Raw genomic sequence first — 14,282 nt, 5'->3', positions numbered from 1 at the left:
GGTGTCTTCTGACATGGGGGTAACAACGTGTAACGGTTCGGGGGCAGCGGGAACAGACCGGGCAGAATGCCCACTAACGCTTTACCCGACACGTTGGGTACGTTCTTAGCGCACAGTCAGTGCGCCTAGCAATATAGCGATACGCAAGAAGGAGTCACTGTGAATCAACGAAACATTGCGAAATTCCTGTTGGTTTCCGCTTCGTTTCTGACCCTGGAAGTGAGCGTTGCTCGCGCTGATGAAATGGCGCGCGACAAAACGGCCGAACCTACCCCCACTACGCAGCAGCGAACCACGCAACAGCCGCAGCGTTACGAAGGCCCGCTCGACCAGCGCACGATCGATCCGCGAGAATTCCAGCGCCGCTAATGCGGCCCGATCCATGCTGAGTGCGTTGCCGCATCGGCGACACGCTTCGACCCACCGGGGCGCCGCCTGATCAGGTTGGCGCCTTTTTCTTTGTCTGTGATGCTTCAGAACGGGACTGTAATGTTCCGTAATCGTCTTGCCGGGGCGACGTCTTCCTGAAAATAAAATTACTGCGCAATAATATTGCGCATATATACCAATAATGGGGAGAAAAATGTCGAAACTGGAACTGGACAAGATCGATCGCCGGATCCTCGCCCTGTTGCAAAGCAACGGCCGGCTGTCCAATCTCGAAATTGCCGAGCAGGTCAGGCTGTCCCCAAGTCCCTGCTTGCGGCGCATCCGGCGTCTGGAGGAGGCCGGTGTCATTCGCGGCTACGTTGCGCTGCTCGAGCCAACGCGACTCGGCCTCGGCCTGCTCGCCTACGTCAACGTACGGCTCGACAAGCGGCATCCCGGTGACGGGGAGGGCGGCTCGGTCATCGAGCACTTCCGCCGCGTGGTCGAGACCTGGACGGAAGTCGTCGGCTGCTACGCGATGGCCGGCGACATGGACTATTTGTTGCGCGTGCATGTGCGCGACATGGCGCACTTCTCACAATTCATGCAGACGCAACTGATCGTGCACCCGAGCGTCGTCGACGTCAAAACGAGCTTCGTGCTCGATCAGCTCAAGGAGACGACGGCGCTGCCGCTGCCGTAGCTCGGTAAATGTCGTCATTGTGACGAAGACAAAAAAACCCGGCCAATCGACCGGGTTTTTTTTGCGGGACGGCTGACGTGTCGGTCAGGCAGCACGCTCGTTCGGCAGGAGTGCACCGAACAGGCGGCGGGCGTTGCGAAGCTGACGCTTGACCGCGTAATCGAAGGCGGCGACCTGATCCTGCATCATTTCCGAGAGCATCGACTGCGTGTCGGCCGGCGGCAGGCTCAAATAGCCGTCGGCTTCGCCGTAAGCGAAGTTGATCTCCATGCCGGCCTTCTTCGCAATGCGCATCATGCGGGCGTTGCGCGAGAGGCAGTGCATATACAGCGTGTCGACGCGCTTGTTACGGCAATGGATGGCGGCGCGCTCGAACAGACATGAGCCGATGCCACGGCCACGGGCCGATTCGAGCACCGAGACGCCAAACTCTGCGACGCGGCCGTTCTTGCCTTCCGGCAGTTGGGCGACGTGGGCAACAGCCACAAGCGCGAGATTATCGTCGTAGACACCAAATACGCTGTCACGCGAGAAATCGAGGCTGGCGACGTAGCGAGTAATCACATCGTCGGTGACGGCCTGACCGAAGCGCAGCAGGCGATCTTCTTCGCCGAGCGCCAGAAAGTGGCGCTGGAGTCGGTGGATGTCGCCGGACGTCAGCTCACGAATCATCACGCTCGACCGCTCGTTGGCGGCAATCGTCGCGCGGGCGACTTCGGGCGTGGGGTTCGGGGCAGTCATGGCGTAATCCTTGGGTATTCTTTAGTGCGTGTACTGAATTGTGCGACGCAAAAGAATTATACCTGATCGAGTAGGTAAAAACCCTATGAAATAAATGCCTGCCGTGGAGGGAAACACCTAAGTCACTGAAGAATGGCGTCTTTTCTCGATGTCGTCCTCGATGAGAGGTTGTTGCGAGGCAACAAAAAAGGGCGATTTATCGCCCTTTTTTGTTAGTGATTACTCGCTTCTTTAGGTGCGTGAGGGCGTAGCTGCGGCCGGGATGGCGGCTTCGAGACCGCCCGGCAGCGGCGCGACGAGTCCGTGTTCAAGCACCGCGATGACTTCGTTGGCGAAATCGCGGTACCGCATGCGGCCACCGGGTTTGAGCCATGTGAAGGTCCAGTTGATCATGCCGAACAGCATCATCGTGAGCGCCGTCTGATTGTGCTTGGCGACCCGGTCGGGGAACGCGCGCGAGAGTTGACGGGCAAACGCGGCCACCACGTCCCGCTGACGGTTGAGCACGATCTCCCGTTGCTCGTCGTTGAGGAACTTGACGTCGTTGAGCAGCGCGATATGGCGCGTCTGCGACGTCTCGTATTCGTCGAGAAACGCGCGGATCAGTTCGTGGAACGTGTCGCGCTCGGACAGCCCGCGGCGTTGTCCAAGTGCCTCGACCTCGGTGACGATCAACATCAGGCGCTTGGTATAGCGCTCGAGCAGATCGAACAGAATGGCGTCTTTGCTCGCGTAGTAGTGATACAGCCGGGCCTTGGATGTGCCGCATGCGGCGGCCAGCTCGGACATCGACGTGCTCGGATAGCTCGCGTGGGCGAAGGCCTCGGCGGCGACGTCGAGAATCTGTTCGCGCTGCGATTCATGATCGGGCGCTTTGGTACGTGCCATAAACGGGGGTTACTCCAGTCGTAGATCGCACGCGGCGGGCGCCGTGGTGTCGCCGCGCAACGCGAGCCGGCCTGCTGCACCGAGTTCGCGGCAGCGCCACAATAGAAAACTGTCGGTCGCAAAAAAACCTTCGACGCGGGGCATCATCTCGCCGATGAACGTGGCCATCGGCGTCCAGGCAACGGGTGCCCGGGCCAGAATCTGGTCGTCGATCTCGGCAAATGTCGCGCCTTCGAAGGTGTTGTGCATCCAGCGGCGCACCTGCGTGTTCACCTGTTTGAGCGCCCGCCATTCCAGCGACAGACGGCCAATACGCAACAGCGAAATCGGGGCGATGCGCGCGAAGCGTTCGGCCAGCACTTCCGGCGCGTACATGCCGACGCTGGTACGCCGTTCTGCGGCGGGCGGTGTGCCGGGCGTTGCCAAGTCGCTGCCGCGCAGCACGACCTCGTTCAGACGGGCGGGCGTGTTGCGCAGCATGAATGCCGCGCGTCGCAGCGTGAGTTGATCCGACGCGCTGTCGCCATGCCAGCAAACCACGGCGTTGTCGCCTTCCACCAGACGTTGCAGCGATGCCAGCTCTTCACGCAGCTCGCTGGCGTAATCGCGGCCGGCAGACGGCAGCACGCGTTGCCAGAAGGCGGCCCGCTGCCGCTCATTCTCGTCGACCTCCCGCAACGGGCCAATGGCCAGATCGTCACGCAGGACAAGCACGGGGTCGGCGCGATGCGCTAGCGCCATCGCCGCACGCAACTGCTGCGCGGCGATATCGCCACAAACGACATGGATGGTATTCATGCCCGGTAGTTTACGGTATTCCCGCACCCTCGGGTTGACGCCCCCGTAATGTCCGAAATCGTCGGCGCATTGGCGGGATTTCACGCATGTTCCGGCCGTGTTGACGTGACGTTCGCACGGCGTGGCAAACACGCATTCGACATGCCGTAGCCGTCGATGCGGCGGCTCCGGCGCGCCGGTTCAGCGCAGGCTGGACGCCGGCTCAACGCTCGTCGTAGCTCACCACGACGCGCTCCGTGAGCGGACGTGCCTGACACGTCAGTACGAAACCCTGCTCGACTTCGTAGTCTTCCAGCGTGTAGTTCTTGTCCATCGCCACTTCGCCCTCGAGCACTTTCGCGCGGCACGTGCAGCACACACCGCCCTTGCAGGCGTAGGGCAGCGACAGACCGGCGGCCAGCCCCGTATCCAGAATGCTCTGACCTTCATACGGCTGGCGCAGGCGACGTTCCTTGCCGTCCATCACCACGACCAGTTCCGCCATCGGCGTATCTTCCGTGATGACGACCGGCTTCGCTGCGGCTTGCGGCGAGGGCACGCCGAACCGCTCGACGTGAATCTTTTCCTTGGCGACGCCGGCGGCGGCGAGCGCAGCTTCGGCGGCGTCCATCATCGGGCCCGGGCCGCAGATGAAGGCTTCATCGATGCTCGACGCCGGAATGAGTGTCTCGATGAAGGCGGTGCACTTGTCCTGATCGAGCAAGCCGTTGAACAGCTCGACTTCTTGCGCTTCGTCCGAGAGCACGTGATACAGGCGCAGACGGCCCAGATACGTGTTCTTCAGGTCTTCGAGCGCTTCGGCGAACATGATCGCGGGCACCGAACGGTTGCCGTAGACCAGCGTGAACTGGCTGTCGGGCTCGGCGGCCAGCGTGGTCTTGATGAGCGCGAGCATCGGCGTGATGCCCGAGCCGCCGGCGAAACCGACGTAGTGTTTCGCGTTGTTTGCCGCCAAGCGCGTGAAGAAGCGGCCATCCGGCGTCATGACGTCGATCTGCTGCCCCGGTTTCAACTGGTCGTTTGCGAAGTTCGAGAACTTGCCGCCCGGCACGCGCTTGATGCCCACGCGCAGTTCACCCGTGGCTTCGTACTCGGGCACCCCGACGCAGATCGAGTAGGAACGACGGGCTTCTTCGCCGTCGATCTCGGTCTTGAGCGTGAGGAACTGGCCTTGCGTGAAACGATAGGCGTCGCGCAACGCGTCTGGCACCGTGAAGGCGATGGAGATGGCGTCGGCGGTTTCGGGCCGGATTTCGCGGATGGTCAGCGAGTGGAATTGCGGGGTCGTCATCGTGGGCTTCCTTGCCGCCCGGCTGCGGGTGCCGACGGGCGGAGTGTCGGCATCGCTATGCGCGAAGCGGGATCAGTCGGGTCAATCAATAGGGCTTGAAGTAGTCGAACGGCTCGCGGCACGTGCGACAACGGTAATGCGCTTTGCAAGCGGTCGAGCCGAAGGCCGATACGACCTCGGTGTCGGCCGAGCCGCAATGCGGGCACGGCACGCCGTCCTTCGGCCGGCCGTAGAACGTGATCTTGCGTGGGGCATCGGCGGCTACGGCATGCGCGCCCGTGGGCGGGGCAATGCCGTAGCTGCGCAGCTTCTCGCGGGCTTCGGGGCTGATCCAGTCCGTCGTCCATGCGGGTGCGAGCACCGTCTTGACGTGCCACGGGCCGAGGCCCGCGCGCGTCATGGCTGCGGCAATGTCTTCGGCGATCTGCTGCATCGCCGGACAGCCCGAGTACGTCGGTGTAATCACGATCTCGAACGCCGTGTCGCCGCTGTCGTTCGCGACGACGCGCACATCGCGCAGAATGCCGAGTTCCCGGATCGACACGACCGGAATCTCCGGATCGGGCACCGCTTCGAGCGTTTGCCATGCGAGTGGCAGCGACGCCGCCGAGGCCGGCGTGAGCACGTCGGGTGCGACAGGCGGTGTGAGCGGAAGATTCATGGTCGGATCGGTGTCCAGAGCGGCAAACGAGCGCATCGCGAGGCTTACCAGGTCGCGCCGGGATGCTGGCGTGCCAGCCCCTGCATCTCGCCGAGCAGATAGCTCATGTGCTCGGAGTGACGACCCAACTTGCCGGTGCTTTCGAACGCGCCGCCGACCGGTGCGGTGAGCGTGGCTTCGGCGAGCGCGTCGTTCATCGTGGATTGCCACGCGTCCTTCAGGCTGACCATCGTGACGCCCGTACCAGCGGCGGCCACGGTGTCTTCGAGCGTGTCGTGCTTGAAGATCTCGTTCATGTACGGCACCAGATAATCGAGCGCGGCCTGCGCGCGGCGGTGCGATTCCTCGGTACCGTCGCCGAAGCGCACGAGCCAGTCGCGCGCGTGATGCAGGTGGTAATGCGCTTCCTTGATCGACTTGGCTGCGATGGCGGCAAGCTCGGTGTCGGCCGACTGTGCGAGGGCTTGCCACACTTCGACCATCAGGGCCGAGTAGAGGAAGTTGCGCACGATAGTCACGGCGTAGTCGCGCTCGGCGGCAGTTGTGCCGGCGGTCGGGCCATAGTGGGGCAGCTCGACGAGCGTCCAGTTACGGAACGCGAATTCGTCGCGCCAGAAGGCGTAGTCGTCTTCCTGCTTGGTGATGCCGGTGAGATCGGTTTCGACCTTGGCGGCATGCTGATAGAGCATGCGCGCCTGACCGATGAGATCGAGGCTCAGGTTGGTGAGCGCGATGTCTTCTTCCAGCACGGGGCCGTGACCACACCATTCCGCGTTGCGCTGACCGAGGATCAGCGCGTTGTCGGCGAGGCGCAGCAGATAGGACAGATGTTCCTGCGTCGGTTTCATGTTCTGGGGTCTCGCATGGGGCGCGCCGTGGGCATGGAGTTGCATGGGCGCGCCGCCGCTTACATGTGGTTCACTTCTTCCGGCAGCTGGTAGAAGGTCGGATGGCGGTAGATCTTGTCGGCGGCCGGATCGAACAGCTCGGCCTTGTCTTCCGGGGCCGACGCCGTGATGGCGACCGACGGCACGACCCAGATGCTCACGCCTTCCTGACGGCGCGTGTAGACGTCGCGCGCCATGCGCAGCGCCATCTCGGCGTCGGCGGCGTGCAGACTGCCGCTGTGCTTGTGCTCAAGGCCCATCTTGCTGCGTACGAACACTTCCCAGAGGGGCCATTCCTTGTTGCTTGCTTGCGTCATGATCGTTCCTGATGTCTTGTGAGGGGCTGGCCGGATGCGGCTCAGGCGGCCTGCTTTTCGGCGCGCTGGCGCTGCTTGGCGGCGTGCGCCAGGGCGGCGTCGCGCACCCAGGCGCCTTTCTCGTGGGCAGCCACACGGGTGCCGAGACGTTCCTTGTTGCACGGGCCTTCACCGCCCACCACGCGCCAGAATTCGCTCCAGTCGATCTCGCCGTAGTCGTGGGCGCGGCGGCTCTCGTTCCACTTCAGATCCGGATCGGGGAAGGTCACGCCGAGCACCTTGGCCTGTTCGACGGCGGCGTCGACAAACTTCTGGCGCAGATCGTCGTTCGAGATGCGTTTGATGCCCCACTGCATGGTTTGGGTGCTGTGGATCGACTCCTTGTCGCTCGGACCGAACATCATGAGCACCGGCCACCACCAGCGGTTTACGGCTTCTTGCACCATGTCACGTTGGGCTTGCGTGCCGCTCATCATCGAGAGCAGGGCGTCGAAGCCCTGACGCTGGTGGAACGACTCTTCCTTACACACGCGAATCATGGCGCGCGCGTACGGGCCGTACGAACAGCGGCACAGCGGCACCTGGTTCATGATGGCGGCGCCATCGACGAGCCAGCCGATCACGCCGACATCGGCCCACGTGAGCGTTGGGTAATTGAAGATACTGGAGTACTTGGCGCGGCCGGCGTGCAGGGCGTCGATCATCTGGTCGCGCGACGTGCCGAGCGTTTCGGCTGCGGAATACAGGTAGAGGCCGTGGCCGGCTTCGTCCTGCACCTTGGCGAGCAGAATCGCCTTGCGCTTGAGGCTGGGCGCGCGCGAGATCCAGTTGCCTTCCGGCAGCATGCCGATGACTTCAGAGTGCGCGTGCTGCGAGATTTGGCGCACGAGTGTCTTGCGGTACTCGGCGGGCATGTAGTCCTGCGGCTCGATCTTCTGATCGGCAGCGACGCGCGCGTCGAAGCGGGCTTGTTGCTGCTGCTCCGCCTCGCTCAGGGCGCGCACGCCCTTGGGGCTGTTGCCGGCCAGATCGATGGCTTGCGTATACATAGAGGAAGGCCTCCGCGGCATGTGGGATATGGACGCATTATAAACCGACCGGACGGTCGGTCAATAAATGTTTTCCATGATACGGCGCAGGCGATTGCGAGGGCGGTGGCAGGGGGGCATACCGTTGTCGTATACGCGCCACGCGTAGCGATGACGGCGTGCGCGGCGTTCCGTCCCGGGGAACTTGTTTGCTATACTGCGAACGATTCTCATTTGCAAATTAGGTGTCTGAGCCTTTCGGCCGCACCTGGTCAGGGGACAGGAGGGGCGTATGCCCGCCGACAATACGCCGCCTACGCTGCCGCGCGACACCACGCTGCAGGGACTCTATACCGACCATCATGGCTGGCTGCACGGCTGGCTGCATCGCAAGACCGGCTGCTCGCACCGTGCGGCCGATCTCGCGCACGACACGTTCGTGCGTCTGCTCGAGCGCGATCCGCCGCGCGTGCTGGCCTCGCCGCGCGCTTTCCTGACAACCGTTGCGCAACGCGTGCTTTACAACCACTGGCGTCGCGAACAAATCGAGCGCGCCTATCTCGACGCTCTGGCGCAACAGCCGGAGGTCCTCGCGCCGTCACCCGAAGAGCGCGCCGTCTTGCTCGAGACGCTGCTCGAAATCGACCGCTGCCTCGACGGGCTGCCCGCCCTCGTCAAACGCGCCTTCCTGTTGGCGCAACTCGACGGTCTGACGCATCTGGAGATCGCCGCCGAACTCGGCATTTCGCTCGCGACGGTCAAGCGCCATCTCGTGCGCGCCGGCACGCAATGCTTCTTCTCGATGGGCGCCGCATGACGCGCACTTCCGCATCCGTTTCCTCGATCGGTGGGGTCGACGCAGGTATTGCGCAGCAAGCCGTCGAATGGTGGGTGATGCTGGGTAGCGGCGACGCCACCGAGACGTTGCGCGCCGCGTGCGTACGCTGGCGCGAGGCGCATCCCGACCACGAACGCGCCTGGCGGCATATCGAAAAGGCGGACCAGCGCATGCGCCATGTGTCTGGCACGCTCGGCGCAGCCGTCGCACAGGCAGCGCTTCGGGCGCCGCGCTCGCGCGGGCGTCGAATGGCAGTGAAGGGCATCGCCGGGGCGTTGTTCGCGGGCACCGGGGCCTGGGTGGCCACCGACCCGCTGGCCGTCCAGCGGCTGCGAGCGGATGTGCACACGGGTGTGGGCGAGTGCCGCACGCTGCGGCTGGCAGACGGCACGACGCTCGTCCTGAATACGCGCAGCGCCGTGCGGTTGTCGATGGACGGGGATACGCGACGCATCTCGCTCATCAACGGCGAAGTGATGATCACGACCGGCAAGGACGCCGGGCACGCGCCACCCAGACCGCTGCTTGTGGTGACCGCGCAGGCGACGCTGCAACCAATGGGCACGCGCTTCGCGGTGCGTCAGGGCGGGCAGGGGACTGACGCCGGATGGGTGCAAGTGTTCGAAGGCGCGGTGCGCGTGGCCCCCAAGGCGTCTGACCACGATGCCGGCAGCGCGCGGATCGTCCATGCCGGGGAGCAGGCGCGGTTCACGTCGCAGGATGTGGCGTCCGTGACGTCGCTCGCCGATGGCGATGGCGCGTGGGCTGACGGCATGGTCGTCGCAGTCGATATGCGTCTCGATGCGTTCCTCGCCGAGTTGTCGCGCTATCGACGTGGATATGTCCGTTGCGACCCGGCGGTTGCAGCCTTGCGGGTGTCCGGCACGTATCCGCTGGTCGATACGGATGCGATTCTCGCCATGCTGCCGCACGCGTTGCCCGTGTCGGTGGCGTCGGTCACTCGCTACTGGGTGACGATCGGTCCGCGCGGCTGACACGTTGTCTGCATCCCCCGAAAATTTTTATCCGGTCAGTGAGCTGTTTCTTCGGTCTCGCGTGACAAGGGAAGTGAAACCTTCTCTCCATTGCCAGAACGAGATCTCCCATCATGGCCGTCGCTTCACCCGATTTCCCGCGCGCCGCTCGTCATTCCGATGCGCGCGTTTCCTCCGGATTGCATCGCCACAGTGTCAGCGTCGCCGTGGCGGTGACGTTTGCTTCGACGTTCTACGCCAATGTGGCGCACGCGCAGGCGGCAGGCCAGCCGAATGCATCCGCCAAAGTCGCCGCCGGTGCTTTCGGTGCTGCCACGCGCGCCTATGACATTCCGGCGGGTTCGCTCGACACAGTGCTGACACGTTTCGGCCGCGAAGCCGGCATTCTCCTGACGTACGCACCTGCCCTCACGGAAGGGCGTCGGAGTCCCGGTGTGCAAGGCCGTTTCGATGTGCCGGGTGCCTTCGGTCAATTGCTGGCCGGCACGGGACTGAGCGCATCGCCGCAGGGGGCTGGTTACACGCTGGTGCCGCAGGGTGCGCCGGTCGCCGCTGCGCTCGCTACCGGGGGCGGCACGGGCGATGTGACATTGCCGACCACGCGGGTTCAGGCACAAGCCTGGTCCGATGCGTACCGTCTGCCGGCAGATGCCAACGTCTCGCGCTCCGACGCCCCGCTACTGGACATTCCTCAGGTCATCAATGTGGTGCCGCATCAGGTGCTGGCCGATCAGCGTGCCCGCACGCTCGACGACGCGTTGATCAACGTGAGCGGCATCGTGCAGGGCAATACCCTCGCGGGCACGCAGGACACGTTGCTCAAACGCGGCTTCGGCGGTAACCGCGACGGTTCGATCATGCACAACGGCATGCCGCTCGTGCAGGGGCGCGGTCTCAACGCAAACGCTGATTCCGTCGAAGTGCTCAAGGGGCCGACGTCGCTGCTGTACGGAATCATGGACCCGGGCGGCGTGATCAACGTGGTGAGCAAGCGTCCTCTGCTCAAGTCCTATACGGCGGTGAGCGTGGCTGGCACGAGCTACGGGCACGGCAAGAACGGCGCGCAAGAAACGCTCGACACGACGGGGCCGATCGGCGACAGCGGTCTTGCGTATCGGCTGGTCGTCGACCAGAACAACCAACAGTACTGGCGCAACTTCGGCTCGCAGCGCGAGACGCTGGTCGCGCCGACGCTCGCTTACTACGGACGCGACACGCAAGTGGTGCTCTCGTACGAGTACCGCAATTTCCTCACGCCGTTCGATCGCGGCACGGTCATCGATCCGACCACGAACAAGCCGCTCGCCGTCTCTGCACGCGAGCGTCTGGACGACGTGCATAACGAGATGACAGGGCAGTCGCATCTGGCCCAGATCACGGTGGATCATCAGTTCAATGCCGACTGGAAGGCGCACTTCGGCTACAGCTACAACACCGAGACGTATGACGCCGGCCAACTGCGCGTGAACGGTATCAACACGAAGACGGGGACCATCTCGCGAAGCAACGATGGCACGCTCGGCTCGGACAGCACCGACAGTTATGGCATTGCCTATCTCGACGGCAAAGTGCATCTGGCGGGCATGCGGCACGATCTGCAATTCGGTGGCGATTGGGAGTACCGGCGCATTTATCGTCGCGATCTGATTCGTCAGGCGGCGAAGTGTACGTTCCGCTATCTGAGTCCTGTCTACGGCTGTGAAGTGATCCCGACGACGGTGTCGGCGAGCGACAGCGATCAGACCGATACGCTGCACGATGCGTCGCTCTTCTTTCAGGACGCTATCCACGTGACCGACCGCTGGATCGTCGTGGGCGGGCTGCGTTTGCTGACGTACAGCCAGTTGGCGGGAAAGGGGCGCCCGTTCCAGGTCAATACGAACCTTAGCGACTCGAAGTGGTTGCCGCGCGCGGGCGTCATCTATAAGGCGACGGATTATCTGTCGCTGTACGGCAGCTATTCGGAGTCGCTCAAGCCGACGTCGACCATCGCGCCGCTGTCGTCCGGCGTCGTGATCGACTCGAACGTCGCGCCGGAACACGCCAAATCGTACGAAGTCGGGGCGAAGCTCGACATGCCGAGCGGGTTGAGCGGGTCGTTGGCCATCTTCAACATCGACAAGCGCAACGTGCTCGTGTCGCAGTTCAACGACGTCACCAAGGCGATCGACTGGCGGACGTCGGGGGCGGCGCGCTCGCGCGGTGTCGAGCTGGATGTCTCGGGCCGAATCGGACAGCACTGGAATGTGATCGCGAGCTACGCGTTCATCGACGCGAAGACCACGGACGACCCGCTCTACACTGGGAACACGCTGGCGAATGTGGCGCGCCATACGGCATCGCTGGCCGGGGTGTATGACTGGGGCCCGGTGCTGGGCGACGGTAGCGGCAATTTGCGTCTGGGCGCGGTTGGCCGATACATTGGCTCGCGTCCGGGCGACTCGGCCAATAGCTTCACGCTGCCGGCGTATTTCGTTGCCGACGTGTTCGCCACCTACGACACGAAGATCGGCCGTCACCCGGTGCACTATCAGTTCAACGTCAAGAACGTCTTCAACAAGACGTATTACCCGTCGAGCGCGAGTCAGTATTTCGTCGCCATTGGCGATGCGCGTTCGGCCACGCTCTCGGCAACGTTCGAGTTCTGATCGACGCTTGTTGTTAGCGGGGCGGCGGCCAGCTCAGAACAGATCGTCGCTCGGCAGCAACGTGAAAGCGCCTGCCACCGAGTTGCGCCAGAAAGACGCGTAGGGCTCGACGTCGAACGTACGCGGCTGCCCGTTTTCCTCGCCGACCCAGCGCAACGCGGGTATGGTGGGGGGCGTGGGGGTGGGCGGTGTCGTGCCAGGGGGGACCAGTTCGACCCGGAAGCTGACGCGGGCCGACGTCGCCTGGTCGAAGATGCCTGCCATGCGTTCGGCAAATTCGGGGCTGTGGATCACCATCGCCAGCTCCGTATTCTGACGGACCGAGCGAGGGTCCAGATTGAACGAGCCGAGGATGACGTCGCGACGATCGATTACGTACGCCTTACCGTGCAGACTCGCACGCGATGAACCGCCTAACGTGATGCGCCGTGACGTGGACTCCCCGATGTTCGAATGGATCGGCTTGAATTCGTACAGTTCGATGCCCGCTTTGAGCAGGGCGGGGCGATAGCGTGCGTAACCGGCGTGAACCGGGACGACGTCTGTTGCCGCGAGGGAGTTCGTCAGCACGCGTACCTTGACGCCTCGCTGCGCGAGCGCGGAGAGGAACCGGACGCCGCCGTCCAATGGAATGAAGTACGGAGAGATGATCAGAACTTCGTGCTGCGCGTTTGCCGCCAATTGCCGCAATTTGGCGCCCGGCGCGCTTTTGCTCTCTGCCGCCGGGATGTCCAGCTTATCGGGACTGTCGGCGGCAAGCTCTGCGGGTGCCCAGAACAGGGGGCGTTCGCCGCTTCGTAGGCCGTCCGCGAGCGATGGCTGGTGAAGCGCCTTGTGCCCGACGGGCATGCCGTCGGCGTCGCGCCAGTGGCGGGCCAATGCCTCGCGCGTGTCGTCCAGCGTCTGTTTGTCGATCTTCGACTGCAGCTGCTTCAGCGGATAGGACTGCGGACTCGTCCAGAAGTGGTCGAAACTACGGGAAATCGCGTCGACGACCGGTCCGGCGCATAGCAGATCGAAATCACGAAAGGAGATATCCGGATCCGCGTCGAAATATTCGTCTCCGAGATTGCGCCCCCCTACGATGGCCAACTGGTTATCGGCGATCAAGGCTTTGTTGTGCATGCGGCGGTTGAGCTGGTCGAATTGGGTGAGCAGGTTGCCTGCGCGCTCGAAAAGCGTGGTTTTGAGCGTGCCGAACGGATTGAAGACTCGGATCTCGATGTTGGGGTGCTGGTCGAGCACAGCGAGGGTAGGGTCGAGATGGCGGCGGTTCATATCGTCGACCAGCATACGAACGCGCACGCCCCGGGCTGCGGCGTCGAGCAGTGACTGGAGCAGCAGGCGTCCGGTGACGTCTTCTTCCGCGCTGTAGTACTGCACGTCAAGACTATGCTGGGCGGATTGAACGAGTGCGAGACGGGCGGTGAAGGCGTCGGAACCGGTCGCCAGTAGTTGGAAGCCCGACTGTCCGGGGTGGGCGAGGGCGCTGGGGGCCAGAGCGCTGGCGAGCGCACCGGGGGTGGCGGCCGACGTGTGAGATGCCCACTGGGACGGCACCGGGGGCGGGCGTACCGAACTACAGGCAACGACGAAGAGCGCGAGCGGCAGAAACGTGAGCCGGCGCCGCCACAAGAGGTAACGGCGAGGAGACCGGAAGACGCGCGAAAGGGACATTTCGAACGCTCTATATATAGTAAAGAAGGGGGCGACATGGACGCTGACGCCGCCTTTCCATATAGGCGAGCTTTCAAGAAGCATATGCGATTTCATTGGTTGCGTCGCTCGGGGATGCCCGGATACAGTGAACCCGTCTCCTCCATGTGTCCTGTCCCATGGATCTTGGCCCGCTCACGACGCGGGCCTTTTTTTGCCTTTTTCAAATTATTTTCACAAAGGGCTTGCCAGGGTTCGGGGTTTTCACTAATATCTCGTCTCTCGCAACGATGGCGACGCCGCGAAAGCGGCGAAGCGGTATGGGGCGACGGGCTGGAAAGCCTGGTGGTCAGGGGTTTTGGGGCTTGCGAGTTGCTAGGGCGATGAGCGAAGAAAGCGAAAAAAACTGTTGACGACGACGAGAAGCTGCGACATAATCTCACTTCTCTGCTGCTGATGCAG

General features: G+C 63.3%; 15 protein-coding genes. 5 read left to right on the top strand and 10 right to left on the bottom strand.

The genetic code is table 11. The features are described from left to right. Positions 1-159: 159 nt before the first annotated feature. Together PHO31112_RS11660 and PHO31112_RS11655 are read left to right on the top strand one after the other, a co-directional pair. Positions 160-369, top strand: coding sequence for a hypothetical protein (locus PHO31112_RS11660; protein ID WP_150620673.1), 210 nt, complete (start codon positions 160-162; stop codon positions 367-369). A 214-nt stretch (positions 370-583) separates the two neighbouring features. Next, positions 584-1,072, top strand: coding sequence for an Lrp/AsnC family transcriptional regulator (locus tag PHO31112_RS11655; RefSeq protein ID WP_010806891.1), 489 nt, complete (start codon positions 584-586; stop codon positions 1,070-1,072). 84 nt (positions 1,073-1,156) lie between these two features. On the opposite strand, the gene PHO31112_RS11650 is transcribed toward PHO31112_RS11655, so the two are convergent. The 8 genes from PHO31112_RS11650 to paaA form a co-directional block, all read right to left on the bottom strand. Beyond that, the gene (locus PHO31112_RS11650; RefSeq protein ID WP_425495186.1) at positions 1,157-1,744 is read right to left on the bottom strand and encodes a GNAT family N-acetyltransferase; all 588 of its coding nucleotides are present in this window, start codon (positions 1,742-1,744) and stop codon (positions 1,157-1,159) included. 300 nt (positions 1,745-2,044) lie between these two features. Further along, entirely contained in the window at positions 2,045-2,701 is a 657-nt protein-coding gene (locus PHO31112_RS11645) for a TetR/AcrR family transcriptional regulator (RefSeq protein ID WP_150620671.1), read from the bottom strand. 9 nt (positions 2,702-2,710) lie between these two features. Then, positions 2,711-3,499: a DUF1835 domain-containing protein gene (locus tag PHO31112_RS11640; protein ID WP_150620670.1), complete on the bottom strand. Its 789-nt coding sequence runs from the start codon at positions 3,497-3,499 to the stop codon at positions 2,711-2,713. A 202-nt stretch (positions 3,500-3,701) separates the two neighbouring features. Next, positions 3,702-4,790 (bottom strand): 1,2-phenylacetyl-CoA epoxidase subunit PaaE, encoded by a 1,089-nt coding sequence (gene paaE / locus PHO31112_RS11635; RefSeq protein WP_010806887.1) that lies wholly within the window; start codon positions 4,788-4,790, stop codon positions 3,702-3,704. An 85-nt stretch (positions 4,791-4,875) separates the two neighbouring features. Next, positions 4,876-5,451, bottom strand: a complete 576-nt coding sequence (paaD, locus tag PHO31112_RS11630) for a 1,2-phenylacetyl-CoA epoxidase subunit PaaD (RefSeq protein ID WP_174995684.1) — start codon at positions 5,449-5,451, stop codon at positions 4,876-4,878. 44 nt (positions 5,452-5,495) lie between these two features. Next, on the bottom strand, positions 5,496-6,299 hold the full coding sequence (gene paaC / locus PHO31112_RS11625; RefSeq protein ID WP_150620668.1) for a 1,2-phenylacetyl-CoA epoxidase subunit PaaC: 804 nt from the start codon (positions 6,297-6,299) through the stop codon (positions 5,496-5,498). Between the two features lie 59 nt (positions 6,300-6,358). Further along, the gene (paaB, locus tag PHO31112_RS11620; protein ID WP_039393802.1) at positions 6,359-6,655 is read right to left on the bottom strand and encodes a 1,2-phenylacetyl-CoA epoxidase subunit PaaB; all 297 of its coding nucleotides are present in this window, start codon (positions 6,653-6,655) and stop codon (positions 6,359-6,361) included. Positions 6,656-6,696: 41 nt separating this feature from the next. Continuing rightward, a complete protein-coding gene (gene paaA, locus PHO31112_RS11615; protein WP_150584087.1) occupies positions 6,697-7,704 on the bottom strand; it encodes a 1,2-phenylacetyl-CoA epoxidase subunit PaaA in 1,008 nt (335 codons plus the stop codon). 271 nt (positions 7,705-7,975) lie between these two features. Here paaA and PHO31112_RS11610 point away from each other — a divergent pair, with 271 nt between their 5' ends. The 3 genes from PHO31112_RS11610 (at position 7,976) to PHO31112_RS11600 (ending at position 12,164) form a co-directional block, all read left to right on the top strand. After that, positions 7,976-8,500, top strand: a complete 525-nt coding sequence (locus PHO31112_RS11610; RefSeq protein ID WP_150620667.1) for a sigma-70 family RNA polymerase sigma factor — start codon at positions 7,976-7,978, stop codon at positions 8,498-8,500. After that, positions 8,497-9,516 carry a FecR domain-containing protein gene (locus PHO31112_RS11605; protein WP_150620666.1) on the top strand — a complete coding sequence of 340 codons (1,020 nt, stop codon included), beginning with the start codon at positions 8,497-8,499 and terminating at the stop codon, positions 9,514-9,516. The genes PHO31112_RS11610 and PHO31112_RS11605 overlap by 4 nt, the downstream gene beginning before the upstream one ends. Positions 9,517-9,629: 113 nt before the next feature. Further along, a complete protein-coding gene (locus PHO31112_RS11600) occupies positions 9,630-12,164 on the top strand; it encodes a TonB-dependent siderophore receptor (protein ID WP_150620665.1) in 2,535 nt (844 codons plus the stop codon). 33 nt (positions 12,165-12,197) lie between these two features. On the opposite strand, the gene PHO31112_RS11595 is transcribed toward PHO31112_RS11600, so the two are convergent. Together PHO31112_RS11595 and PHO31112_RS27400 are read right to left on the bottom strand one after the other, a co-directional pair. After that, a complete protein-coding gene (locus PHO31112_RS11595) occupies positions 12,198-13,841 on the bottom strand; it encodes a phospholipase D-like domain-containing protein (RefSeq protein WP_150620664.1) in 1,644 nt (547 codons plus the stop codon). Positions 13,842-13,933: 92 nt separating this feature from the next. After that, positions 13,934-14,282, bottom strand: a 349-nt coding sequence (locus PHO31112_RS27400; protein ID WP_217427023.1) for a hypothetical protein, incomplete at its 5' end; no start/stop codon positions are given.

This window comes from Pandoraea horticolens (assembly GCF_902459555.1).
Lineage (GTDB): Bacteria > Pseudomonadota > Gammaproteobacteria > Burkholderiales > Burkholderiaceae > Pandoraea > Pandoraea horticolens.
The sequence above is the reverse complement of the archived record's forward strand: the minus strand, read 5'-3'. Positions and strand labels throughout refer to the sequence as shown.

Bases quoted from the DNA above. Each gene is read 5' to 3' on its own strand.
- PHO31112_RS11655 (WP_010806891.1), top strand. From the start codon at position 584: ATGTCGAAACTGGAACTGGACAAGATCGATCGCCGGATCCTCGCCCTG.
- PHO31112_RS11650 (WP_425495186.1), bottom strand. From the start codon at position 1,744: ATGATTCGTGAGCTGACGTCCGGCGACATCCACCGACTCCAGCGCCAC.
- PHO31112_RS11645 (WP_150620671.1), bottom strand. From the start codon at position 2,701: ATGGCACGTACCAAAGCGCCCGATCATGAATCGCAGCGCGAACAGATT.
- PHO31112_RS11640 (WP_150620670.1), bottom strand. From the start codon at position 3,499: ATGAATACCATCCATGTCGTTTGTGGCGATATCGCCGCGCAGCAGTTG.
- paaE (WP_010806887.1), bottom strand. From the start codon at position 4,790: ATGACGACCCCGCAATTCCACTCGCTGACCATCCGCGAAATCCGGCCC.
- paaD (WP_174995684.1), bottom strand. From the start codon at position 5,451: ATGAATCTTCCGCTCACACCGCCTGTCGCACCCGACGTGCTCACGCCG.
- paaC (WP_150620668.1), bottom strand. From the start codon at position 6,299: ATGAAACCGACGCAGGAACATCTGTCCTATCTGCTGCGCCTCGCCGAC.
- paaB (WP_039393802.1), bottom strand. From the start codon at position 6,655: ATGACGCAAGCAAGCAACAAGGAATGGCCCCTCTGGGAAGTGTTCGTA.
- paaA (WP_150584087.1), bottom strand. From the start codon at position 7,704: ATGTATACGCAAGCCATCGATCTGGCCGGCAACAGCCCCAAGGGCGTG.
- PHO31112_RS11610 (WP_150620667.1), top strand. From the start codon at position 7,976: ATGCCCGCCGACAATACGCCGCCTACGCTGCCGCGCGACACCACGCTG.
- PHO31112_RS11605 (WP_150620666.1), top strand. From the start codon at position 8,497: ATGACGCGCACTTCCGCATCCGTTTCCTCGATCGGTGGGGTCGACGCA.
- PHO31112_RS11600 (WP_150620665.1), top strand. From the start codon at position 9,630: ATGGCCGTCGCTTCACCCGATTTCCCGCGCGCCGCTCGTCATTCCGAT.
- PHO31112_RS11595 (WP_150620664.1), bottom strand. From the start codon at position 13,841: ATGTCCCTTTCGCGCGTCTTCCGGTCTCCTCGCCGTTACCTCTTGTGG.